Raw genomic sequence first — 18,908 nt, 5'->3', positions numbered from 1 at the left:
TGCCGGTCTGTCGCCGGTTCTTGCGAAATATATATGGCATTTCCCGAAAGATCACGCCATCAGTCTGTCCGGTTGCAAGAGGCGGGATCCGGGTGGTGATGCGGCGTAACATCGTGCTGATCGGAATGATGGGGGCGGGCAAGACCGCGATCGGGGGCGAACTTGCGCGCCGGTTGCGCAGGCCGTTCTCGGATACCGATGCCGAGATCGAGCGCGCGGCCGCCATGACCATCCCGGAAATCTTTGCCCGCGACGGCGAGGACTTCTTTCGCGCCCGCGAATCAGAGGTGCTGGGCCGGGTGCTGGCCTCGGGGCCGGGCGTGGTCTCGACCGGCGGCGGCGCCTGGCTGCGCCCCGAGAACCGCGCCCGCATCGGCGAAGAGGGGGTCTCGGTCTGGCTCGACTGCGACCTGGAGACGCTCTGGCACCGGGTCCGGCACCGGCCGACGCGGCCGCTGCTGCAGACCCCCGACCCGCGCGGCACGCTGGAGCGGCTGCTGGCCGAGCGCAGCCCGGTCTATGCGCAGGCCGACATCCGCGTCCCCGCGCAGCGCGGCGACAGCATCGAACAGACGGCGGACCGCGTGCTGGACGCGATCCGCGCGCATGATCCGGCGATCCTGGAGGGCAAATGAGCATCGAAACCGTCCATGTCGACCTGGGCGCGCGTTCCTATGACGTGCGCATCGGCCAGGGCCTGCTGGCACGCGCGGGCGAAGAGATCGTCGCGCTGGCCGGCCGCCGCCGCGTCGCCGTCCTGACCGACGAGACGGTGGCGGCGCTGCACCTGCCGGCGCTGCGCGAGGCGCTGGCCCGGCAGGGGATCGAGGCTCCGGCGCTGGCCCTGCCCGCCGGCGAGGCGACGAAATGCTGGGCCGAGCTGGGCCGCGCCGTGGAATGGCTGCTGGCCCAGCGGATCGAGCGCAACGACCTGGTGATCGCCCTTGGCGGCGGGGTGATCGGCGACCTGGCGGGCTTTGCCGCCGCGATCCTGCGCCGCGGCGTGCGCTTCGTGCAGATCCCGACGACGCTGCTGGCGCAGGTGGACAGTTCGGTCGGCGGCAAGACCGGGATCAACAGCCCGCAGGGCAAGAACCTGATCGGCGCCTTCCACCAGCCGGCGCTGGTGCTGGCCGACATCGACGTGCTGACCACCCTGACGCCGCGCGATTTTCGCGCCGGCTATGGCGAGGTGGCGAAATACGGGCTGCTGGGCGACGAGGGCTTCTTCGAATGGCTGGAAGCCAATGCCGGCGGGCTGGCGGCCGACCCGGCGCGGCGGCTGCACGCCGTGCGCCATTCGGTGGCGATGAAGGCCGGCATCGTGCAGCGCGACGAGACCGAGCAGGGCGAGCGCGCGCTGCTGAACCTGGGCCATACCTTCGGCCATGCGCTGGAATCGGCCACCGGCTATTCCGACCGGCTGCTGCATGGCGAGGGGGTGGCGATCGGCTGCGCGCTGGCCTTCGAGCTTTCGGCCAAGCTGGGCCTGTGCAGCCAGGAGGCGCCGTCGCGGGTGGCGGCGCATTTCGCCGCCATGGGCATGCCGGCGCGCATCGCCGACATTCCGGGCGAGCTGCCCGACGACGAGGCGCTGATCGGGCTGATGGCGCAGGACAAGAAGGTGCAGGACGGCAAGCTGCGCTTCGTCCTGGCGCGCGGCATCGGCCAGGCCTTCGTCACCGATGCGGTCGACCCCGCCCTGCTGCGGCAGGTGCTGGCGCAATCGCGCTAGGGCTGCGGATCGCCGGTTTCGGATTCGGTCTCGGTCTCGGCGGGGGGCTCGGTGCTGCGGATGCGGGGCGGCACCACCTCGTCATGGCCCAGCTTGCGGTCGCGGTCGCGGCGCAGCGCCGCCCGGCCCAGCATCAACAGCGTGATCGGCGTCGTGACCATGATGAAGATGCCGATCATCAGCTCATGCACCACCACGCGCCCCTCGGCCAGCGAGAACATCAGCATTGAGGCCAGGATAATCAGCAGCGTGCCATAGCTGTAGCCCAGCGTCGGCGCGTGCAGCCGCTGGTAGAAGCTTTTCAGCCGCACCAGGCCCACCCCGCCCAGCAGCGTCAGCGAGGCGCCGACCACCACGAACAGCGCGATGATGACGGCGGCCCAGGGCGGCAGTTGCTCCAGATGCATCATTCGATCACCTCGCCCCGCATCAGGAACTTGGCGGCGCAGACCGTGGTGACAAAGCCCAGCACGGCGATGACCAGCGCGCCCTCGAAGAAGAAGACATTGCCGTTGCCCATGCCGATGACCAGAAACAGCAGCATGGCGATGCTGTACATCGTGTCGAGCGCCAGAACGCGGTCCTGCGCCCGCGGCCCGCGCAGCATCCTCCAGCAGGCCAGCCCCAGGGCCAGGATCAGGGCGATCTGGGCATAGCCCAGGGCGAATCGCAGGATCTCGGCCGTCATTCGAATATCTCCATGAGCAGCGCCTCGTAGCGGTCGCGGATCAGGCTTTGCCAGTCGTCGTCGCTGCGCAGGTCGAGGACATGCAGCAGCAGCCGGCCTTCCTCCTGGTCGAATTCGATCCAGGCGGTGCCGGGGGTGCCGGTCAGGATGATCGCCAGCACCGCCAGCGCATTGGGATCGCGCAAGCGCAGCGTCAGCTCGACGAAGCCCGAATGGTATTTCGGATGGTCGGGGCCCAGGATCAGCACCCGCGCCACGGCGATGTTGGAGCGCAGGATGTCCAGCGCCACCACCGCCATCAGCTTGGGGATCGCCAGCCAGCGCCGGAAGACCGGCTTGGGCGGATGCAGATGCTCGACCGACCAGCCCGCCCCCAGCGCGATCAGCGTGCCGAGCAGCAGGTGGCCGGGGGTGAAGGCGGTCAGGAACAGCCACATCAGCACCAGCACGGCCGAAAGCACGGGATGGGGGACGAAGCGGCTCATTGCGCGCCCTCCTCTGGCCCGTTTTCGGGCTCGGCTTCGGCCTCAGGCTCGGGCAGCGGATCGGGGCTCAGGCTCTGCACCGGCGCGGCGCGCACGTCCTGCGCCTCGGCCAGCACCGCGCTGCGATAGACGCGCGGCTCCAGCAGCGCGTCGGCCGTGGCGCTGGTATAGCCCAGAAGCGCGTCCGAGCGCACGGTCTGCAGGCCGATCATGCCCAGCAGCATGACCACCGGCACCACCTCAAGCGCCAGGATGCGCGGGGTCGGGCCTTCCTCGGCCCAGAAGCGGCGGATGCCGAAGCGCATCAGCGCGATCAGCGCCCCCAGCCCCGACAGGATCAGCATGGCGGCATAGGCCCACAGGATGACCGGCAGATGGCCCGAGGCGGGCAGGTTGTCCTGCACCGCGCCGCGCAGGATGGCGAACTTGCCGATGAAGCCGGGCATCGGCGGCAGGCCGGCGATCATCGCCGCGACCAGGCCGAAGCAGATCGCCATGGTCAGCCAGCTGACGGTGCGCTGGCTGGCGGGGGCGGTGGTGTCCTCGACCGTGCCCAGCCCCATCGGCGCCCAGCGTTCCGACAGCGGGTCGAAGCCGTCGTCCTCGGCCGGGGCGTCGTCGTCGCCCTCGTCGTTGCGGCTGACCGGCTCGGCGATCAGGAAGAAGGCCGAGATGGCCGCGGTCGAGCCCACCATGTAGTAAAGCGCGCCGCCCAGCATGGAGCTGCCGCCCCCCGCCTGGGCAAAGCCGATCGCGGCCAGCACCGTCCCCGACGAGATGATCGCCAGATAGCCGCCCTTGCGCACCAGTTCCGGCGTGCCGAGGATGCCGATCATGCCGAATGCCATCGTCACCACCCCGCCGATCATCAGCACCGAGGCACCGAAGCCCGCCGAGGGCCCGGCATCCGGTCCCAGCACCAGAAGCGACAGCCGCAGGATGACATAGATGCCGACCTTGGTCATGATCGCCATGATCGCGGCGGCGGGCGGCGAGGCGGCGCCATAGGTCGGCGGCAGCCAGAAGCACAGGGGCCAGGCCGCCGCCTTGATCAGGAAGGCCAGCCCCAGGAAGGTCGCCGCGGCGTGGAACAGCAGCCGCTCGGCATCGTCCAGCCAATAGAGCGCGCGGCCGATGTCGGCCATGTTCAGCGTGCCGGTGGTGCCATAGACCAGCGCCACCCCGATCAGGAAGAAGAGCGAGGCCGCCAGGTTCACCGCCAGGTAATGCAGCCCGGCCTTGATCCGCTCGGGCCCCGAGCCGTGCAGCATCAGCCCGTATGAGGCCGCGAGCATCACCTCGAAGAACACGAACAGGTTGAACAGGTCGCCGGTCAGGAACGAGCCGTTCACCCCCGCCAGCAGGAACTGGAACATGCTGTGGTAATGCTGGCCCTTGCCGTGCCAGCCGGCGGCGGCATAGATCAGCGAGGGCGCGGCCAGAAGCGCCGTCAGCATCACCATCATCGCCGAAAGCCGGTCCAGCACCAGCACGATGCCGATCGGCACCGGCCAGTCGCCCAGCCGGTAAAGCCCGACCACGGTGCCGCCCTGTTCGGTCGCGGATTTGACGTCGGCCATCAGCTCGACCGAGGCCAGGAAGGTCAGCCCCACCGCCACCAGCCCCATGATCAGCTTGGTCTGCCGGTTGCGGTCGCTGTAAAACAGCATGAGCGCGCCGGCCACCAGCGGGATCAGGATCGGCGCGATCATCAAATGGTCGGGCATGGCCGCATCATTCATCATGGATGACGCTCCCTGCCGTCCACGTGGTCGGTGCCGGTGGCCCCGCGCGAGGCGATCATCAGCACCAGGAACAGCGCCGTGGTGGCGAAGCTGATGACGATGGCGGTCAGCACCAGCGCCTGCGGCACCGGGTCGGCATAGGCGGTCGGATCGACGAAGCCGCCCTTGGGCATGATCGGCGCGGCGCCGACGTAAAGCCGGCCCATGGCAAAGATGAACAGGTTGACGCCATAGGCCAGCAGGCAAAGGCCGATGATGACCTGGTAGGACCGCGGCCGCAGCAGCAGCCAGACGCCAGAGCCGACCAGGATGCCGATGGCCAGGGCAAGGATCAGTTCCATCAGCGCGTCTCCTCGTCGGTTTCGGGCGCGCGGGCGCGCGGGGCGACGCGCAGCGACTGGTGGGCTATGGCGATCAGCATCAGCACGATGGCGCCCAGCACGGTCGAGAACACGCCGAAATCGAACAGCATCGCGGTCGAGAAGGGCACCTTGCCGATGACCGGGAACTCGAGATATTGCGCATGCGCGCTGAGGAAGGGATAGCCGAAGATCCACGATCCCGCCCCGACCGCCGCCGAGGTGGTCAGCCCCGCCGCCATCCAGCGCATCGGCAGCACGGTGATCCGCGCCTCGACCCAGCGCACATTGGCGGCGACATATTGCAAGAGCAGGCCCACGGCCAGGGTGACGCCGGCGGCGAAGCCCCCGCCCGGCAGGTCGTGGCCGCGGAAGAACAGATAGGCCGCCAGCGCGATGATCGGCGCGAACATCCATTGCATCAGCACCGAGGGCACGAAGAGATAGGCCTCCAGCGCCTGCTCCTCGGCATCGAGCTGCGGGCGCGGGCGCTCGACGCTTTCGGGCGCGGGGCGGAAGCGGCGCAGCAGCGCATAGACGGTCAGCCCGACGACGGCGAGGACGGTGATCTCGCCGAAGGTGTCGAAGGCGCGGAAATCCACCAGGATGACGTTGACGACATTGGTGCCGCCGCCCTCGACATAGGCATTGCGCAGGAACCAGTCGCCCAGCGAGGTGCCGGGCGGGGTCAGCAGCACCGCCAGCGCCAGCGCGGTCATGCCCGTGCCGCAGGCGAGTGCGATCAGCAGGTCGCGCGCCCGGCGCGAACGGGCGGTCAGGTTGTTGTCGCCGGGGATCTCCTGGTCGCGCTTGGGCAGCCAGCGCAGGCCCAGGAGCAGCAGCGCGGTGGTGGCGATCTCGACCAGCAGCTGGGTCACGGCCAGGTCGGGCGCCGACAGCCAGACGAAGGTGGCGCAAGTCACCAGCCCCGCCCCGCCCATCAGCACCAGCGCCGCGAAACGGTGATACTTGGCCTGCCAGGCGGCGCCGACGGCGCAGGTGCCGCCGACCAACCACAGCAGGGCAAAGACCAGCTCGCTTGCGCCCAGTTCCGGCATGGGCACGTTCCAGTCCAGCCGGCGCAGCACGAACCAGGCCCCGGCCAGCGACAAAAGCACCATGGCGCGCAATTGCGACTGAAGCCCGTTCGCCGACAGCACCCGCAGCGCAAAGCGCGGCAGCCGGATGGTAAAGACTTGCAGCAGCCAGTCGAAGCCGCGGGCAAAGTCCAGCCGCCGCATCAGCCGCGTGCCGTCCTCGCCCGAATCGATCAGCCGGCGCGGCAGCAGGTAGATCAGCGCGCCCAGCGACATGGCGATCAGGCTCATGATCAGGGGCGGGTTGACGCCGTGCCAGATCTTGAGGCTGAAATGCGGCAGTTCCGGGCCGACCACGGCCATGCTGGCAGTCTGCAGCCAGGTGCCCAGCACCTGCTGCGGGAACATGCCGACCGCCAGGCAGATCGCCACCAGGATCGCCACCGGCAGGCGCATCAGCAAGGGCGGCTCATGCGGTTCCTGCGGCAGGTCGGTGGCGGGCGGGCCGAAGAACACGGTGACGATGAAGCGCAGCGAATAGGCGGCGCTGAACGCCCCGGCCAGCACCGCGACATAGGGCGCGAAATTGTCCAGCGAGCCGCCGTTGTTCCAGACATAGGTCGCCTCGAAGAACATCTCCTTGGACAGGAACCCGTTCAGCAGCGGCACCCCCGCCATCGCCCCCGAGGCGATGATCGCCAGCATCGCCGTCACCGGCATGACCCGCGCCAGGCCCGACAGGCGGCGCATGTCGCGGGTGCCGGTCTCGTGGTCGATGATGCCGGCGGCCATGAACAGCGAGGCCTTGAAGACGGCATGGTTGACGATGTGGAACACGGCGGCGATCAGCGCAAAGGGGCTGCCGATCCCGGCCAGCGCCGTGATCAGCCCCAGGTGGCTGATGGTGGAATAGGCCAAGAGCCCCTTGAGGTCGTGGCGGAACAGCGCCACCACCGCCCCCAGCAGCAGCGTGGTCATGCCGATGCCGGTCACGATCTGGAACCAGGCGTCCGTGCCCCCCAGCGCCGGGTGGAAGCGCAGCAGCACGAAGACCCCGGCCTTCACCATGGTCGCCGAATGCAGATAGGCCGAGACCGGCGTCGGCGCCGCCATGGCATTGGGCAGCCAGAAATGGAACGGGAATTGCGCCGATTTGGTAAAGGCGCCCAGCACGAACAGGATCAGCACCACCGGATAAAGCCGGTGGCTGGTGATCTGCGGCCCGGCCTTGAGCACGGCGTCCAGCTCGTAGCTGCCGGCGATCTGGCCCAGGATGATCATCGCCACCATCAGGCACAGCCCGCCCGAGGCGGTCACGATCAGCGACATCCGCGCGCCGTCGCGTGCGTCCTGCCGTTGGAACCAATAGCCGATCAGCAGGAACGACACGATGCTGGTCAGTTCCCAGAACACCACCAGCATGATGATGTTGCCCGACAGCAGCAGCCCCGACATGGCGCCGCAAAAGGCCAGCAGGCTGGAATAGAGCCGCGGCACCGGGTCGTCGGGCGACATGTAGTAGCGCGCATAAAGGATGACGAGGAAGCCGATTCCCGCCACCAGCACCATGAACAGCCAGGAAAACCCGTCGATGCGGAAGGTCAGGTCAAGCCCGATGGAGCTGACCCAGCGGAAGGTGCCGGTGATGCTTCGCCCCTCGGTCACGGCGGGGTAGAGCACGCCCAGGATCACCAGCGCGACGATCATCGTCAGCCCGGCGAGCCAGGCTTCGGCGTTGCGCGCCCGGATGGGAAGTGTGGCCGCCAGGGCGGCCGACACGAATGGCGTCAGAACAAGCAAGAGCAACAGGTTCTGTTCGACCATCGTGTTCCTTTTCCGGTTCGGGCTGTGCGCAGATAATAGACGCGCAGCCGCGGAAAACACAACCGACCCGGTCGATAAAAACGACGCAAAAATCCAAGATCAGGAATATTTTATCGCTTGCCCGGAAATGGGGCGGCGGCCGGGCCTCAGCCGCCGCGGATCCGGGTCGCGTCGCGCATCTGCCCGCCGGTCAGCAGCACCTCGGCCGGCATGGGATGGCTGATGAAATGCAGCGGGCTGGCAGTCGGCCCATAGGCGCCGCAGGCATGGATGGCGATCAGGTCGCCTTCCTCCAGCCTGGGCAGGGCGACGCCGCCGCCCAGCTTGTCGATCGAGGTGCAGAGCGGGCCGGATATGTCCTGCCTTTCCTCGGGGCGGGTGCCGCCCTCGTCGCCGCCGACGCGGTGCATGACGTAATTGCGCCGCAGCACCATGCCGAAATTGCCCGAGGCCGCCAGGTTGGCGTTCAGCCCGCCGTCGCAGATGGCGATTCGGCTGCCGCGCGACTGCTTGACCGAGACGACGCGGGTCACGAACCAGCCCGCCGGCCCGACCAGGTAGCGGCCCAGCTCCAGCACCAGCCGCGTCGCGGGAAAGCGCGCGGCGAAGGCGTCCAGTTCGGGGCCGATCTCGGCGGCGATGGCGGCAAGGTCCAGCGCGCTGTCGCCGGGGTGATAGGGGATGCCGAGCCCGGCGCCGAAGATCAGCTTTTCCGGGCACAGGTCCAACGCGGCGCAGGTCTCGGAAAAGACCTGCATGAAGATGCGCCAGTTCTCGCAGATCGCCTCGGGCTTGAGGCATTGCGTGCCGGAATAGATGTGCAGCCCGATGACGCGCAGGTTCGGCAGGGCGGCGATCTGCGGCAGGATCTCGGCCGCGTCCTCGACATCGACGCCGAAGGGGCTGGGCCGGCCGGCCATCTGGTCGCCGAAACCCTTGGGCACGCGCGAGGGCGCCAGGCGGACCAGCACCGGCTGGACGAGGCCCAGCTCGGCCGCGACGGCATCGGCCAGCCGCGCCTCGCGCAGGCTTTCCAGCACCAGCTCGCCCAGGCCCGCCTGGGTGGCGGCGCGCAGCTCCGCCTCGCGCTTGGCCGGGCCGGTGAAGCTGATCCGGCCCGCATCCCAGCCCGCCTCGCGCGCCAGCGCCAGCTCGCCCCCCGAGGAGATGTCGAGGCAGTCCAGCCGATCCCGCATCCAGCCCAGCAGCGCGGGGTTCGGATTGCTCTTGACCGCGAAGCTGACGGCGAACCAGCGCCCCAGATGCGCGCGCAGATGCGCCAGCCGCTCCTCGACCAGGTCGGTGGCATAGACATAGCAGGGCGTGCCGAAGCGCGCCGCGGCCTCGGACAGGTGGCGGTCGAGGTCAGTCAAGGGTCTGCACATAGGCCAGGATGGCGTCCACCGTGTCGAAATTCTCCAGCGTCACGTCGCCCGGCTGCACCCGCACCCCGGCATGCTGCTCGACGAAGGAGATCAGCCCGACCATCGCCACCGAATCCAGCATCCCGGTCGAGAAAAGCTCGGTATCGCCGTCCAGCGGCGTGTCGATGTTCAGTTCGGCGCGGATATAGCGGAACAGTTCGTCCTTGCTCAGGCTCATGGATTCAATGCCTTTCTGGTCAGTTCTGCGATGCGGCCCTGGCGGCCGAGATGATGGCGGGGCGGTCCAGCTTGCCGCTGGCGGTCCGCGGCATGGCGCCTTGCCAGGAATGATAGCGCTGGGGACGCATGTAATGGGGCATGGCGCGGGCGCAATGCGCGGCCAGCGCGGCCTCGTCGCCCTGCGGCAGATAGGTCACGACCGCGTGAACCGCCTGGCCCAGGTCGGCATCCTCGACCCCGAAGGCCACCACGTCGGTGACAAGCCCGCTTTGCGAGATCGCATCCTCGACCTCGGTCGGCGACAGGCGGAAGCCCAGGGTCTTGATCATCTCGTCCATGCGGCTGACGAACCACAGGTCGCCGTCCTCGTCCACGCGCACCAGGTCGCCCGACCAGACCACCGGCTCGTCGCCCAGCAGGTGCGCAAGCTCGGGGCAGGGGCGGATCTTCTGCGCCGTCACCTCGGGCTTTTCCCAATAGCCCATGCTGACCAGCGGCCCGGCATGGACCAGCTCGCCCTGTTCGCCGGGGCCGGCGATCCCCTCGCCATGCTTGATGGCAAAGACCTGCGCGTTCGGGATCTGCCGGCCGATCGAGCCCATCTTGGCCGCGAATTTCGCCGGCGGCAGATAGGTCGAGCGGAACGCCTCGGTCAGCCCATACATCAGGTAGATGTCGACGCCCGGAAACACCTGCGGCAGCAGTTCCAGGATGTTCGGGGGGATCTTGCCGCCGGTGTTGGTGATGCGCCGCAGCGCCGGCAGTTCGGTCGGCCGGTCCACCAGCAGCCGCACGATCTGGTTCCACAAGGGCGGCACCCCGGCGATCCCCGTCACCGATTCGGCCTTGGCCATGCGGATGATCTCGGCCGGCATGGTCAGCGGCTGATGCACCACCGTCCCGCCGGTCAGCAGCATGGTGGTCAGCTGGTTCAGCCCGGCGTCGAAGCTGTAGGGCAGCACCGAAAGCAGCCGGTCGCTTTCGTCCAGCCCCAGGTAGTCCGCGACCGAGATGGCGCCCACGCGGATGTTGCGATGGCTGAGCATCACCCCCTTGGGCGTGCCGGTCGAGCCCGAGGTGTAGATGATCATCGCCAACCCGCGCGGGTCGGATTCGTCGGGCGCGGAAGCCCGGTCGGCGCCAAGCGCCCCCCAGGGGTCCGCGCCCTGGACAAGGCCCTCGGCCTTGCCCTGAACAAGATAGGCCGTGCCCTCGGGCAAGGCATGTTCGCCCACCAGCGCCTCCAGCGCGTTGCGGGGCAGGATCGCTGCGCGCGCCCGGCTGTCGTGGGCGACATAGGCCAGCTGCGCGGGCGTCCAGCGGATGTTCACGTTGATGACCACGGCGCCCATCTTCCAGGCGCCGAACATGGCCGCGACCTCGTCGATGCCCTTGCGCAGATGCACGATCACCCGGTCGCCAGGGCGGATGCCGCGCCCGACCAGCCAGTCGGCCACGCGCCCCGCCTCGGCCGCGAGTTCGCCGTAGCTGACCGAGCGGCCCTGGTCCACCGCGGCGATCTTGTCGGCGCGGGCGGGCAGGTTGTCGGCCAGAAGGCGCCACATGCTGCGGTCGAAATCGTCACTCATGCTCGGGGGCCTTCTTCTTGGCGGCAAAGATCGGCAGGCTGGGATAGATCTTGGCGGGCGAGCCGATGACCACCGAATCCGGCGGCACGTTGGTCGTCACCGCGGTATTGGCGCCGATCCGCACCCGGTCGCCGATGGTGATCGGCCCCAGCACGCAGGAATTCACCCCGATGAACACATCATCGCCGATCACCGGCGCGCCGGGGCCCATGTTGGTGCCGATGGTGACGTTGTGCATCACCCCGCAGCGGTCGCCGATCACCACGTCGGGATGGATCGACAGCGAGCCCTCGGCATGGATGATGTGGAAGTCGCGCCCCAGCCGCACCTGCGGCGGGATCCAGACCTTGGTCACGTTGAGGATCAGGATCCGCATCAGCGCATAGGGCTTGCCGGCCAGCCAGCGCAGCAGCGGGTTCTTCAGCCCGATGGCCCAGCGGCCATAGCGATAGACGGCTAGCGAGACGAAGGCGGGCTCGGTCAGCGAACGGCCGTGTCTTTTGTAGTCATCCCGGAGAGTTTCGAACATCACCATGCACTTGCTTAATCACTTCGGCGGGAAATAAAGCTCGCCCGCCCCCATATTCCGATGTCTCGCGGCAAACTCAACCTGACTGTTAGGACGGGTTTCAGGCGGTTTGCGCCGCGATCAGGTCGAGCGTGCGCCGGATCTGGTCCCATTCCACCCGGTAGCCGCGGGCGGTGCCCGACCCCACCACCATGGCGTAATGCTGCTGCCAGCAATCCGTCAGCAGCTTGAGCGAGGTCGTCACCCGGTCCGCCGGCTGCAGGGTCAGCACCGTGCCGCCCGGCGCCATGGCGATGACGCCATGGGCAAGCTGGCTGCCCTCGACCCCCGCCACGATCCGCGCCGCGCCGGCAGCCTGGGCCAGTTCGTCGGCGTCGTGGCGGTCGATGTAGAGCGTGCGAAAGCCGTATTCGACCTCAAGCCGCTCGGCGATCTCGGCCTCGTTCTCCAGGATGCGGGCATCGCCGCTGGCGCCGCGAAAGATGAAGACGCCGGGCAGGGGCTCCAGCGCCCGCCCCTGAAGGACCAGCGCGCGGTTGCGCTGCGCGCGGCCGCGGCGGTGGCTGTTGCTTTGCAGGTCGTCGAACAGGACCAACTCGTCGAAATGCACGTCGCCGATGCGCCGGGGCGCCATGCCCAGCAATTCCTCGTAGCGCGCGATATGGCCGCCGCGCAGCGGGGCGGACGTCACCGGCGCCCCCGCCTCTTCGGCCAGGCGATAGGCAAGGCAGTCGTTCAGCAACCAGTTGCCGAACCAGCGGTTGCCGATCCAGCTTTCGTAAAGCGCGCCCGTCAGGTTTTCGCGCGGCCGGGCATAGCCCAGGCCCGAGCGCTTGTGCTGGCGCAGGTGGCGTTCGGCCCCGCGCGCATGCAGCACGCCATCGACGAAATCCACGTCGCGGAAGCGATAGCCCAGGGTGGGCGGAATCTGCTCGGCCGGATTGCCCTGCATCTGTTCAAGGATGTTGGGCAGGGAACCGAACTCGGTGCGCGAGATATGCTCGACCTGGTCGGGCAGCCAGATGCCCGGCATGACCTCGCCCACCTCGGCCGGGCAGATCTCCCATCGCTCGACGGCGGTGGCAAAGAAATCCGCGGGGCCCAGGCCGGCAAGGCGGCGCAGGCGGTTATGGGTCGGTCTGAGGGAATGCATGGCGGCTCGGCTGGCAGGGTCGGGTGGAGTGTGCGGTCGCGCGGCGGCGGGCGCAAGAGACAGAATGCGCCGTTCAGTTCGGACCCGGCCCTTTCAGCGCCGCGACCAGCGCCTGCGCGATCATCGCGTGATCCTCGGCCGAGGGGTGCCACAGGCAGGCGTTGCGCTGCGGATCGCCCAGGACGACCAGGCGGTTGGCCAGGCCCCGGCCGTCCAGCAGAGCCGAGGCGGTCCGATGCGCCTCGACCAGTTCGGCCCCGTATTCGCCGAAGGCCAGCAGCACCAGGGTCGCGCCGGGGTTTTCCTGCGCGCGGGCGGTGGCGAAATCGGCCAGCGCCGGGCCGAACTCGTGGCGCAGCTGGCCCTTGTCGCTCCAGCGTTCGCCGGGGGCGAGTTCCGAGCCGAACACGTTCGAGCCCAGCCCGATGACGACGATGTCCGCCTTGCGCTCCGGCAGGGCCGGCGCATCCGGCTGTCCCGGCAGGGCCAGGGGATAAAGCCGGTCCATGGTGCGGTCGGGCTCGGCGCCGCCGTAGTTGCGCAAAAGCCCGATGCCCGAGCGGGCGAGGATGCGGTAATCCGCGCCCAGCGCCGCCGCGACCTGCGGGCCGAAGCTGCGGCTGGTGTCGGTCGCGGCATAGATCTCCTCAGCCTCGCAATCGCGGCGGCTGGCGGTATTGGCAAAGCCGACGGTGTCGGAATCGCCGATGAACTCGATCAGCCGCGGCGCCGGATCGGGCGGCGGCAGCGCCTGGGCCGAATCGTCCAGGAAGAAGCCGCCGAAAAGCGCCGGGCCGCTCGATTCGCTGATCTTCTCGGCGCGGATCTGATGCGGGCCGGGCGCAAGGCCGCGGATATGCAGATCCTGCCGGCCGGGGCGCGAGACCTCGACCGCCTTGCCGTCCAGCGTCACGCGCCAGCGATTGAGCGCATCGTCGAATCGCAGGACGATCCCGGTGCCCTGAAACCGCGCCGAGGCGTGAAAGCCCGGCCATTCATGGCGATAGCCCAGGCCCGAGGGATCAGCGGCCGCGCGCGCCGTCGCCTGGGCGGGCAGGGCGGTCCATCCGGGCAGCGGTGGGCCGAGTTCCGCCTGGAATCCCGCGTCCCCGGCCAAGCTCAGCGCCGGCACCGGCGTCGCCGGGCGCGGCGGTTCGAGCCAGGCCAGGAAAGCGGCCCCCGCGCCCAGGGCGACGACCAGGACCGCCGCGCCGATCCGCCTTGTCCAGACTGCACCCATGACCGCCCACCCGAAACCCCGGCGCCGATCCTGACCAAGCCGGGCCGGCAAGTCCAGCGGCCAGCCGCTCAGCCGCGGAATCGGGCCAGGATTCGGATCGCGTCCCGCATGTCATGGGGGTGGTTGCCGATGAAAAAGCCGTTGCGGTCGATCTCGTCCGCATGGGTCATCGGCCCGTGCAGGCTGTGGTCCATCAGCCGCAGCACGGGATTGCCGGTGAAATTGCCGCTGACGATGGGCCGGGTCTCGAATCCCAGCGCGCCGAGCCCTGCCAGGACCTCGCGCCGGCCAAGCCCGCATTCGGGGCGCAGCACCAGCGCAAAGCCGAACCAGCTGCTTTCGCCGATCTCGCGCTGGATGCGGAACAGCGGGTGATCGGCCATCGCCTCGACCCAGCGCGCGCCGTTCTCGCGCCGCGCCGCGACCAGCCGCGGCAGCTTTTCCAGCTGCGCCCGGCCCAGGGCGCCCGACATCTCCAGCGGGCGCAGGTTGTAGCCGGGCAGGACGAAGCGAAAGCTTTCCTCGAAGGGATCCTCGCCCTTCTCGCCGGTCACGCGGTTCCGCCTGGGCAGGTCGCGCGTCCAGCCATGCGCCCGCAGCGCCAGCAGGATGTGGTAAAGCTCTTCGTCGTCGGTGACGACCAGCCCGCCCTCCATGGTCGAGATGTGATGCGAGAAGAAGGTCGAGAACGTCCCCATCACCCCGAAGGTACCGGCCCGGCGCCCGGCGAAGGTCGCGCCCATGGATTCGCAATTATCCTCGATCAGCAGGATGCGGCGGGTGCCGATCAGCGAACGGATCGCGTCGAAATCGTTGGGATTGCCCAGCAGGTTCACCGCCATGACGGCGCGGCTCCGGTCGTCGATGGCCGCGGCCAGCGCGGCAAGGTCGTAGTTCAGCGTCTCGCGGTCGATGTCCACGAATTTCAGGTGCAGCCCGTATTGGTGCAGCGGAAAGAAGCTGGTGGACCAGGACACCGCCGGCACGATCACCTGGTCGCCCGGCATCAGCCGCGATGCCGGGTCTTGCCGGTAGCGCAGCGCCGCCACCATGGCGAGATTGGCCGACGAGCCCGAATTGACCATCACCGCATGGCGGCTGCCGGCGAAGCGGGCGAACTCGGCCTCGAAGGCCGCGACCTCGGGGCCCATGGTAAAGCGGTCCGAGGCGATCACCCGCTGCAGGGCGTCCCGCTCGGCCTCGTCCCAGCTGGAGCTTGCCAGGGGAAAGCGGTTCATGGCTGCTGCTCCAGATACCAGGCATAGGTGGCGGCGACGCCCTCGGCCAGGCCGATCCGCGGCGCCCAGCCCCAGGCCGCCTGCCGCGCCACGGACAGAAGCTTGCGCCGCATGCCCACGGGCTTGCCGAGGTCGTGGACAAAGCGGCCCTGCCAGCCCACCACCCCGGCCACGAGGCGGTAATAATCCTCGATCGCGTGATCCACCCCCGGCCCGACGTTCATCACCGCCGGCACGGCCGAGGGATCGGCCAGCGCGCGCAGGATCGCATCCGCCAGGTCGCCCGCATGCATGAACTCGCGCCGGGCCTGGCCGTCGCCCCAGATCTCGACCCGGTCGCGGCCCTCGATCCTGGCGCGGTGGATCTTGTGGATGATCGCCGGCAGCAGATGCGACCGCCCTGGGTCGAACGTGTCGAAGGGGCCGTAGAGGTTGCAGGGGATCAGCGTGCGCCATTGCAGGGTGGGGTTCTCGCGGCAGGCATGGTCCACCAGCCGCATCGCCATGATCTTGGCCAGGGCATAGCCTTCGTTGCTGGGCTCGAGCGGGCCGGTCAGGATCTGTTCCTCGGCCAGGTCGCGGTGCAGGTCGCGCGGATAGACGCAGCTCGAACTCAGGTTCAGCAGCACCGGAACGCCGATCTCGCGGCAGGCGGTGATCAGGTTCAGCCCGATGCGGGCGTTCTCGGCCAGATACCGCAACGGCTCGGCCATGTTGGCCTGGATGCCGCCGACGACGCCCGCGGCATGGACCACGGCGTCGGGACGATGCCGCGCCAGCCAGTCCCGCAGCGCGACCGCGTCGCACAGGTCCAGCTCGGCGCGGGCAGGCGCCAGCACCTGCCAGGCGGCGATGCCGGGATGGGCGCGCAGGTTCGACCCCACCATGCCATGGCCGCCGGTGACGAAGAGCCGCGCCATCTATCCCACCTCTCCCGCGACGGCCGGACCCAGCCCATGCCGCCGGAGCAGCGCATGCTGCCGCGCCGCCCGCAGGTCGGCGGCGACCATCTCGGCGATCATCTCGCGCAGCCCGGTCCGGGGGCGCCAGCCCAGCCGGCGATGCGCCTTGCCGGCATCGCCCAGCAGGCTGGCCACCTCGGCCGGGCGGAAATACCGCGGATCGACCCGCATCACCACGTCGCCGGGACGCAAGGCCGGCGCCCGCTCGCCCGCGACCGAGGCGACCAGGGCGAATTCCTCGACGCCCGAGCCGCGAAATTCCAGCGCGATGCCCAGCTCCGCGGCGGCCCAGGTCAGGAACTGGCGCACGGAATGCTGCTCGCCGGTGGCGATGACGTAGTCGTCGGGCGCATCGCTTTGCAGCATCAGCCATTTCATGCGCACGTAGTCGCGGGCATGGCCCCAGTCGCGCAGCGCGTCCAGGTTGCCCAGATAAAGGCAGCCGCCGATCCCCTGGGCCAGGTTGGCCAGCCCGCGGGTGATCTTGCGGGTGACGAAGGTCTCGCCGCGGCGCGGGCTCTCGTGGTTGAACAGGATGCCGTTGCAGGCGAAAAGCCCATAGGCCTCGCGATAGTTCACCGTGATCCAATAGGCATAGAGCTTGGCCACGGCATAGGGGCTGCGCGGGTGAAAGGGCGTGCGTTCGGTCTGCGGCGTCTCGCGCACCAGCCCGTAAAGCTCGGAACTCGACGCCTGGTAGAACCGCGTCGCCCGCTCCAGCCCCAGGAAGCGGATCGCCTCCAGCAGCCGCAGCGTCCCCAGCGCATCGACATCGGCGGTATATTCCGGCGCCTCGAAGCTGACCGCGACATGGGATTGCGCGCCCAGGTTGTAGACCTCGTCCGGCCGCACCTCGGCCATGATCCGGGTCAGGTTCGAGGCATCGCCCAGGTCGCCGTAATGCAGCAGGAAGCGCGGCGCGACCTCGTGCGGATCCTGGAAGATGTGATCGACGCGCCGGGTGTTGAAGCTCGAGGCGCGGCGCTTGATGCCATGCACCTCATAGCCCTTTTCCAGCAGGAACTCGGCCAGGTAGGATCCGTCCTGACCCGTGACCCCGGTAATCAGCGCCTTCTTCACCATGAACCGCCCACTCTTGAACCACGACAACAACAACCACGACAAGACCCGCGCCGCCCGGCCCCGCCGGCACCGCGCGCAGGGCAGGGGGCGTTCCGTTCACCAGACACACATGCGGCCAAGCCGCCTGGGCGAAGGGCGCCGCCTGGGCGCCCCCCGCCATGTTTCTCCGTTGCCCAAATACCCAGGCAACCGTCCCGCCGGGCGCGGCCGCGCCTATTTCGCGGCCCTATTTCGCGGCGTCGAAGACCGGCTGGTAGATCTCCTTCAGCCGCGCCACCGCCTCCTGCGGCGAGACCTCGATCGATTCGCTGCTGCGGCGCGAGGTCAGCTCGACCTTGTTCGCCGCCAGCCCGCGCGGCCCGACGGTGATGCGCCAGGGCAGGCCGATCAGGTCCATGGTGGCGAATTTCGCCCCCGCCCGCTCGTCGCGGTCGTCGTAGAGCGGGTCCAGCCCCTGCGCCTTCAGCTCGGCGTAAAGCGCCTCGCAGGCGCCGTCGGTCGAGGCGTCGCCCTGTTTGAGGTTGACGATCCCGGCATGGAAGGGCGTCACCCCCTCGGGCCAGATGATGCCCTTGTCGTCATGGCTGGCCTCGATGATCGCGCCCAGAAGGCGGCTGACGCCGATCCCGTGCGAGCCCATGTGAACCGGCACGCGGGCGCCGTCGGGGCCGACCACGGTGGCACCCATCGGCTCGGAATACTTGGTGCCGAAATAGAAGATCTGCCCGACCTCGATGCCGCGGGCCTGGCGCCGCCGCGCCTCGGGGACCTGCTCGAACAGCGCCGCGTCATGGGTCTCGTCGGTGCGGGCATAGCGGCTGGTGAATTCCTCCAGCACGGCCTGGCATTGCGCGACATCGTCGTAGTCGATGGCGCGGTCGCCGAATTTCAGGTCGGTGATCTCGCTGTCGTAGAACACCTCCGACTCGCCGGTCTCGGCCAGCACCAGGAACTCATGCGTATAATCCCCGCCGATCGGCCCGCCGTCGGCGCGCATCGGGATCGCCTGCAGGCCCATGCGCTCGTAGCTGCGCAGATAGCTGACCAGGTGCCGGTTATAGGCATGCAGCGCGTCTTCCTTGGTCAGGTCGAAATTGTAGCCGTCCTTCATCAGGAACTCGCGCCCGCGCATGACGCCGAAGCGGGGGCGGATCTCGTCGCGGAACTTCCACTGGATGTGATACAGCGTCAGCGGCAGGTCCTTGTAGCTGTTCACATGGCTGCGGAAGATGTCGGTGATCATCTCCTCGTTCGTGGGCCCGTAAAGCAGGTCGCGCTTGTGGCGGTCGCGGATGCGCAGCATCTCTTCGCCGTAATCGTCGTAGCGGCCGCTTTCGCGCCACAGGTCGGCGGGCTGCAGCGTCGGCATCAGCATGGCGATATGGCCGGCGCGGGCCTGTTCCTCATGCACGATCTGCTCGATGCGGCGCAGCACCTTGAAGCCCAGCGGCAGCCAGGAATAGATGCCGGCCGCTTGCTGCTTGATCATGCCGGCGCGCAGCATCAGCCGGTGGCTGACGATCTGGGCCTCTTTGGGGTCTTCCTTCAGGACGGGCATGAAATAGCGCGACAGACGCATGGCGAAATCCTCATGATGGCCGGCACGGGTTAGCGGATCGCGGATAGCGGGGCAACGC

General features: G+C 68.7%; 18 protein-coding genes. 2 read left to right on the top strand and 16 right to left on the bottom strand.

Going from position 1 to position 18,908, the window contains the following annotated elements; all coding sequences use genetic code 11:
- Positions 1-98: 98 nt before the first annotated feature.
- A complete protein-coding gene (locus E3U26_RS21390) occupies positions 99-635 on the top strand; it encodes a shikimate kinase (RefSeq protein ID WP_036757944.1) in 537 nt (178 codons plus the stop codon).
- The gene (gene aroB / locus E3U26_RS21385) at positions 632-1,735 is read left to right on the top strand and encodes a 3-dehydroquinate synthase family protein (RefSeq protein WP_499106543.1); all 1,104 of its coding nucleotides are present in this window, start codon (positions 632-634) and stop codon (positions 1,733-1,735) included. Before E3U26_RS21390 ends, aroB begins: the two co-directional genes overlap by 4 nt.
- Here the strand turns inward: aroB and mnhG are convergent.
- The 16 genes from mnhG to proS form a co-directional block, all read right to left on the bottom strand.
- Entirely contained in the window at positions 1,732-2,145 is a 414-nt protein-coding gene (gene mnhG, locus E3U26_RS21380) for a monovalent cation/H(+) antiporter subunit G (protein ID WP_036757941.1), read from the bottom strand. The genes aroB and mnhG overlap by 4 nt on opposite strands.
- Positions 2,142-2,423: a K+/H+ antiporter subunit F gene (locus E3U26_RS21375; protein ID WP_036757939.1), complete on the bottom strand. Its 282-nt coding sequence runs from the start codon at positions 2,421-2,423 to the stop codon at positions 2,142-2,144. Before E3U26_RS21375 ends, mnhG begins: the two co-directional genes overlap by 4 nt.
- Positions 2,420-2,908 carry a Na+/H+ antiporter subunit E gene (locus E3U26_RS21370; protein WP_036757937.1) on the bottom strand — a complete coding sequence of 163 codons (489 nt, stop codon included), beginning with the start codon at positions 2,906-2,908 and terminating at the stop codon, positions 2,420-2,422. Before E3U26_RS21370 ends, E3U26_RS21375 begins: the two co-directional genes overlap by 4 nt.
- On the bottom strand, positions 2,905-4,650 hold the full coding sequence (locus E3U26_RS21365; RefSeq protein WP_052096111.1) for a monovalent cation/H+ antiporter subunit D: 1,746 nt from the start codon (positions 4,648-4,650) through the stop codon (positions 2,905-2,907). The genes E3U26_RS21370 and E3U26_RS21365 overlap by 4 nt, the downstream gene beginning before the upstream one ends.
- On the bottom strand, positions 4,650-4,994 hold the full coding sequence (locus E3U26_RS21360; RefSeq protein ID WP_036757935.1) for a Na+/H+ antiporter subunit C: 345 nt from the start codon (positions 4,992-4,994) through the stop codon (positions 4,650-4,652). The genes E3U26_RS21365 and E3U26_RS21360 overlap by 1 nt, the downstream gene beginning before the upstream one ends.
- Entirely contained in the window at positions 4,994-7,873 is a 2,880-nt protein-coding gene (locus E3U26_RS21355; protein ID WP_116220952.1) for a monovalent cation/H+ antiporter subunit A, read from the bottom strand. The genes E3U26_RS21360 and E3U26_RS21355 overlap by 1 nt, the downstream gene beginning before the upstream one ends.
- Before the next feature lie 146 nt (positions 7,874-8,019).
- Positions 8,020-9,258 (bottom strand): type III PLP-dependent enzyme, encoded by a 1,239-nt coding sequence (locus E3U26_RS21350; protein WP_499106539.1) that lies wholly within the window; start codon positions 9,256-9,258, stop codon positions 8,020-8,022.
- Complete coding sequence (locus E3U26_RS21345; RefSeq protein WP_036757930.1) at positions 9,239-9,475, bottom strand: acyl carrier protein; 237 nt, start codon at positions 9,473-9,475, stop codon at positions 9,239-9,241. Before E3U26_RS21345 ends, E3U26_RS21350 begins: the two co-directional genes overlap by 20 nt.
- Positions 9,476-9,494: 19 nt before the next feature.
- Positions 9,495-11,066 carry an AMP-binding protein gene (locus E3U26_RS21340; RefSeq protein WP_499106534.1) on the bottom strand — a complete coding sequence of 524 codons (1,572 nt, stop codon included), beginning with the start codon at positions 11,064-11,066 and terminating at the stop codon, positions 9,495-9,497.
- Positions 11,059-11,601, bottom strand: a complete 543-nt coding sequence (locus tag E3U26_RS21335; protein WP_036757928.1) for a serine O-acetyltransferase — start codon at positions 11,599-11,601, stop codon at positions 11,059-11,061. Before E3U26_RS21335 ends, E3U26_RS21340 begins: the two co-directional genes overlap by 8 nt.
- 94 nt (positions 11,602-11,695) lie before the next feature.
- Positions 11,696-12,748, bottom strand: coding sequence for a glycosyltransferase family 61 protein (locus E3U26_RS21330; protein ID WP_499106531.1), 1,053 nt, complete (start codon positions 12,746-12,748; stop codon positions 11,696-11,698).
- 73 nt (positions 12,749-12,821) lie between these two features.
- Complete coding sequence (locus tag E3U26_RS21325; protein ID WP_499106529.1) at positions 12,822-13,988, bottom strand: SGNH/GDSL hydrolase family protein; 1,167 nt, start codon at positions 13,986-13,988, stop codon at positions 12,822-12,824.
- 68 nt (positions 13,989-14,056) lie between these two features.
- Complete coding sequence (locus E3U26_RS21320; RefSeq protein WP_499106527.1) at positions 14,057-15,226, bottom strand: DegT/DnrJ/EryC1/StrS family aminotransferase; 1,170 nt, start codon at positions 15,224-15,226, stop codon at positions 14,057-14,059.
- Positions 15,223-16,146, bottom strand: a complete 924-nt coding sequence (locus tag E3U26_RS21315; protein WP_499106525.1) for a GDP-L-fucose synthase family protein — start codon at positions 16,144-16,146, stop codon at positions 15,223-15,225. Before E3U26_RS21315 ends, E3U26_RS21320 begins: the two co-directional genes overlap by 4 nt.
- A complete protein-coding gene (gene gmd, locus E3U26_RS21310) occupies positions 16,147-17,271 on the bottom strand; it encodes a GDP-mannose 4,6-dehydratase (protein WP_499106523.1) in 1,125 nt (374 codons plus the stop codon). It lies immediately after the preceding gene.
- A gap of 226 nt (positions 17,272-17,497) precedes the next feature.
- Complete coding sequence (gene proS / locus E3U26_RS21305; protein ID WP_499106521.1) at positions 17,498-18,850, bottom strand: proline--tRNA ligase; 1,353 nt, start codon at positions 18,848-18,850, stop codon at positions 17,498-17,500.
- Positions 18,851-18,908: the final 58 nt, after the last annotated feature.

Source organism: Paracoccus ferrooxidans (assembly GCF_029909815.1).
Classification (GTDB): domain Bacteria; phylum Pseudomonadota; class Alphaproteobacteria; order Rhodobacterales; family Rhodobacteraceae; genus Paracoccus; species Paracoccus versutus.
The sequence above is the reverse complement of the archived record's forward strand: the minus strand, read 5'-3'. Positions and strand labels throughout refer to the sequence as shown.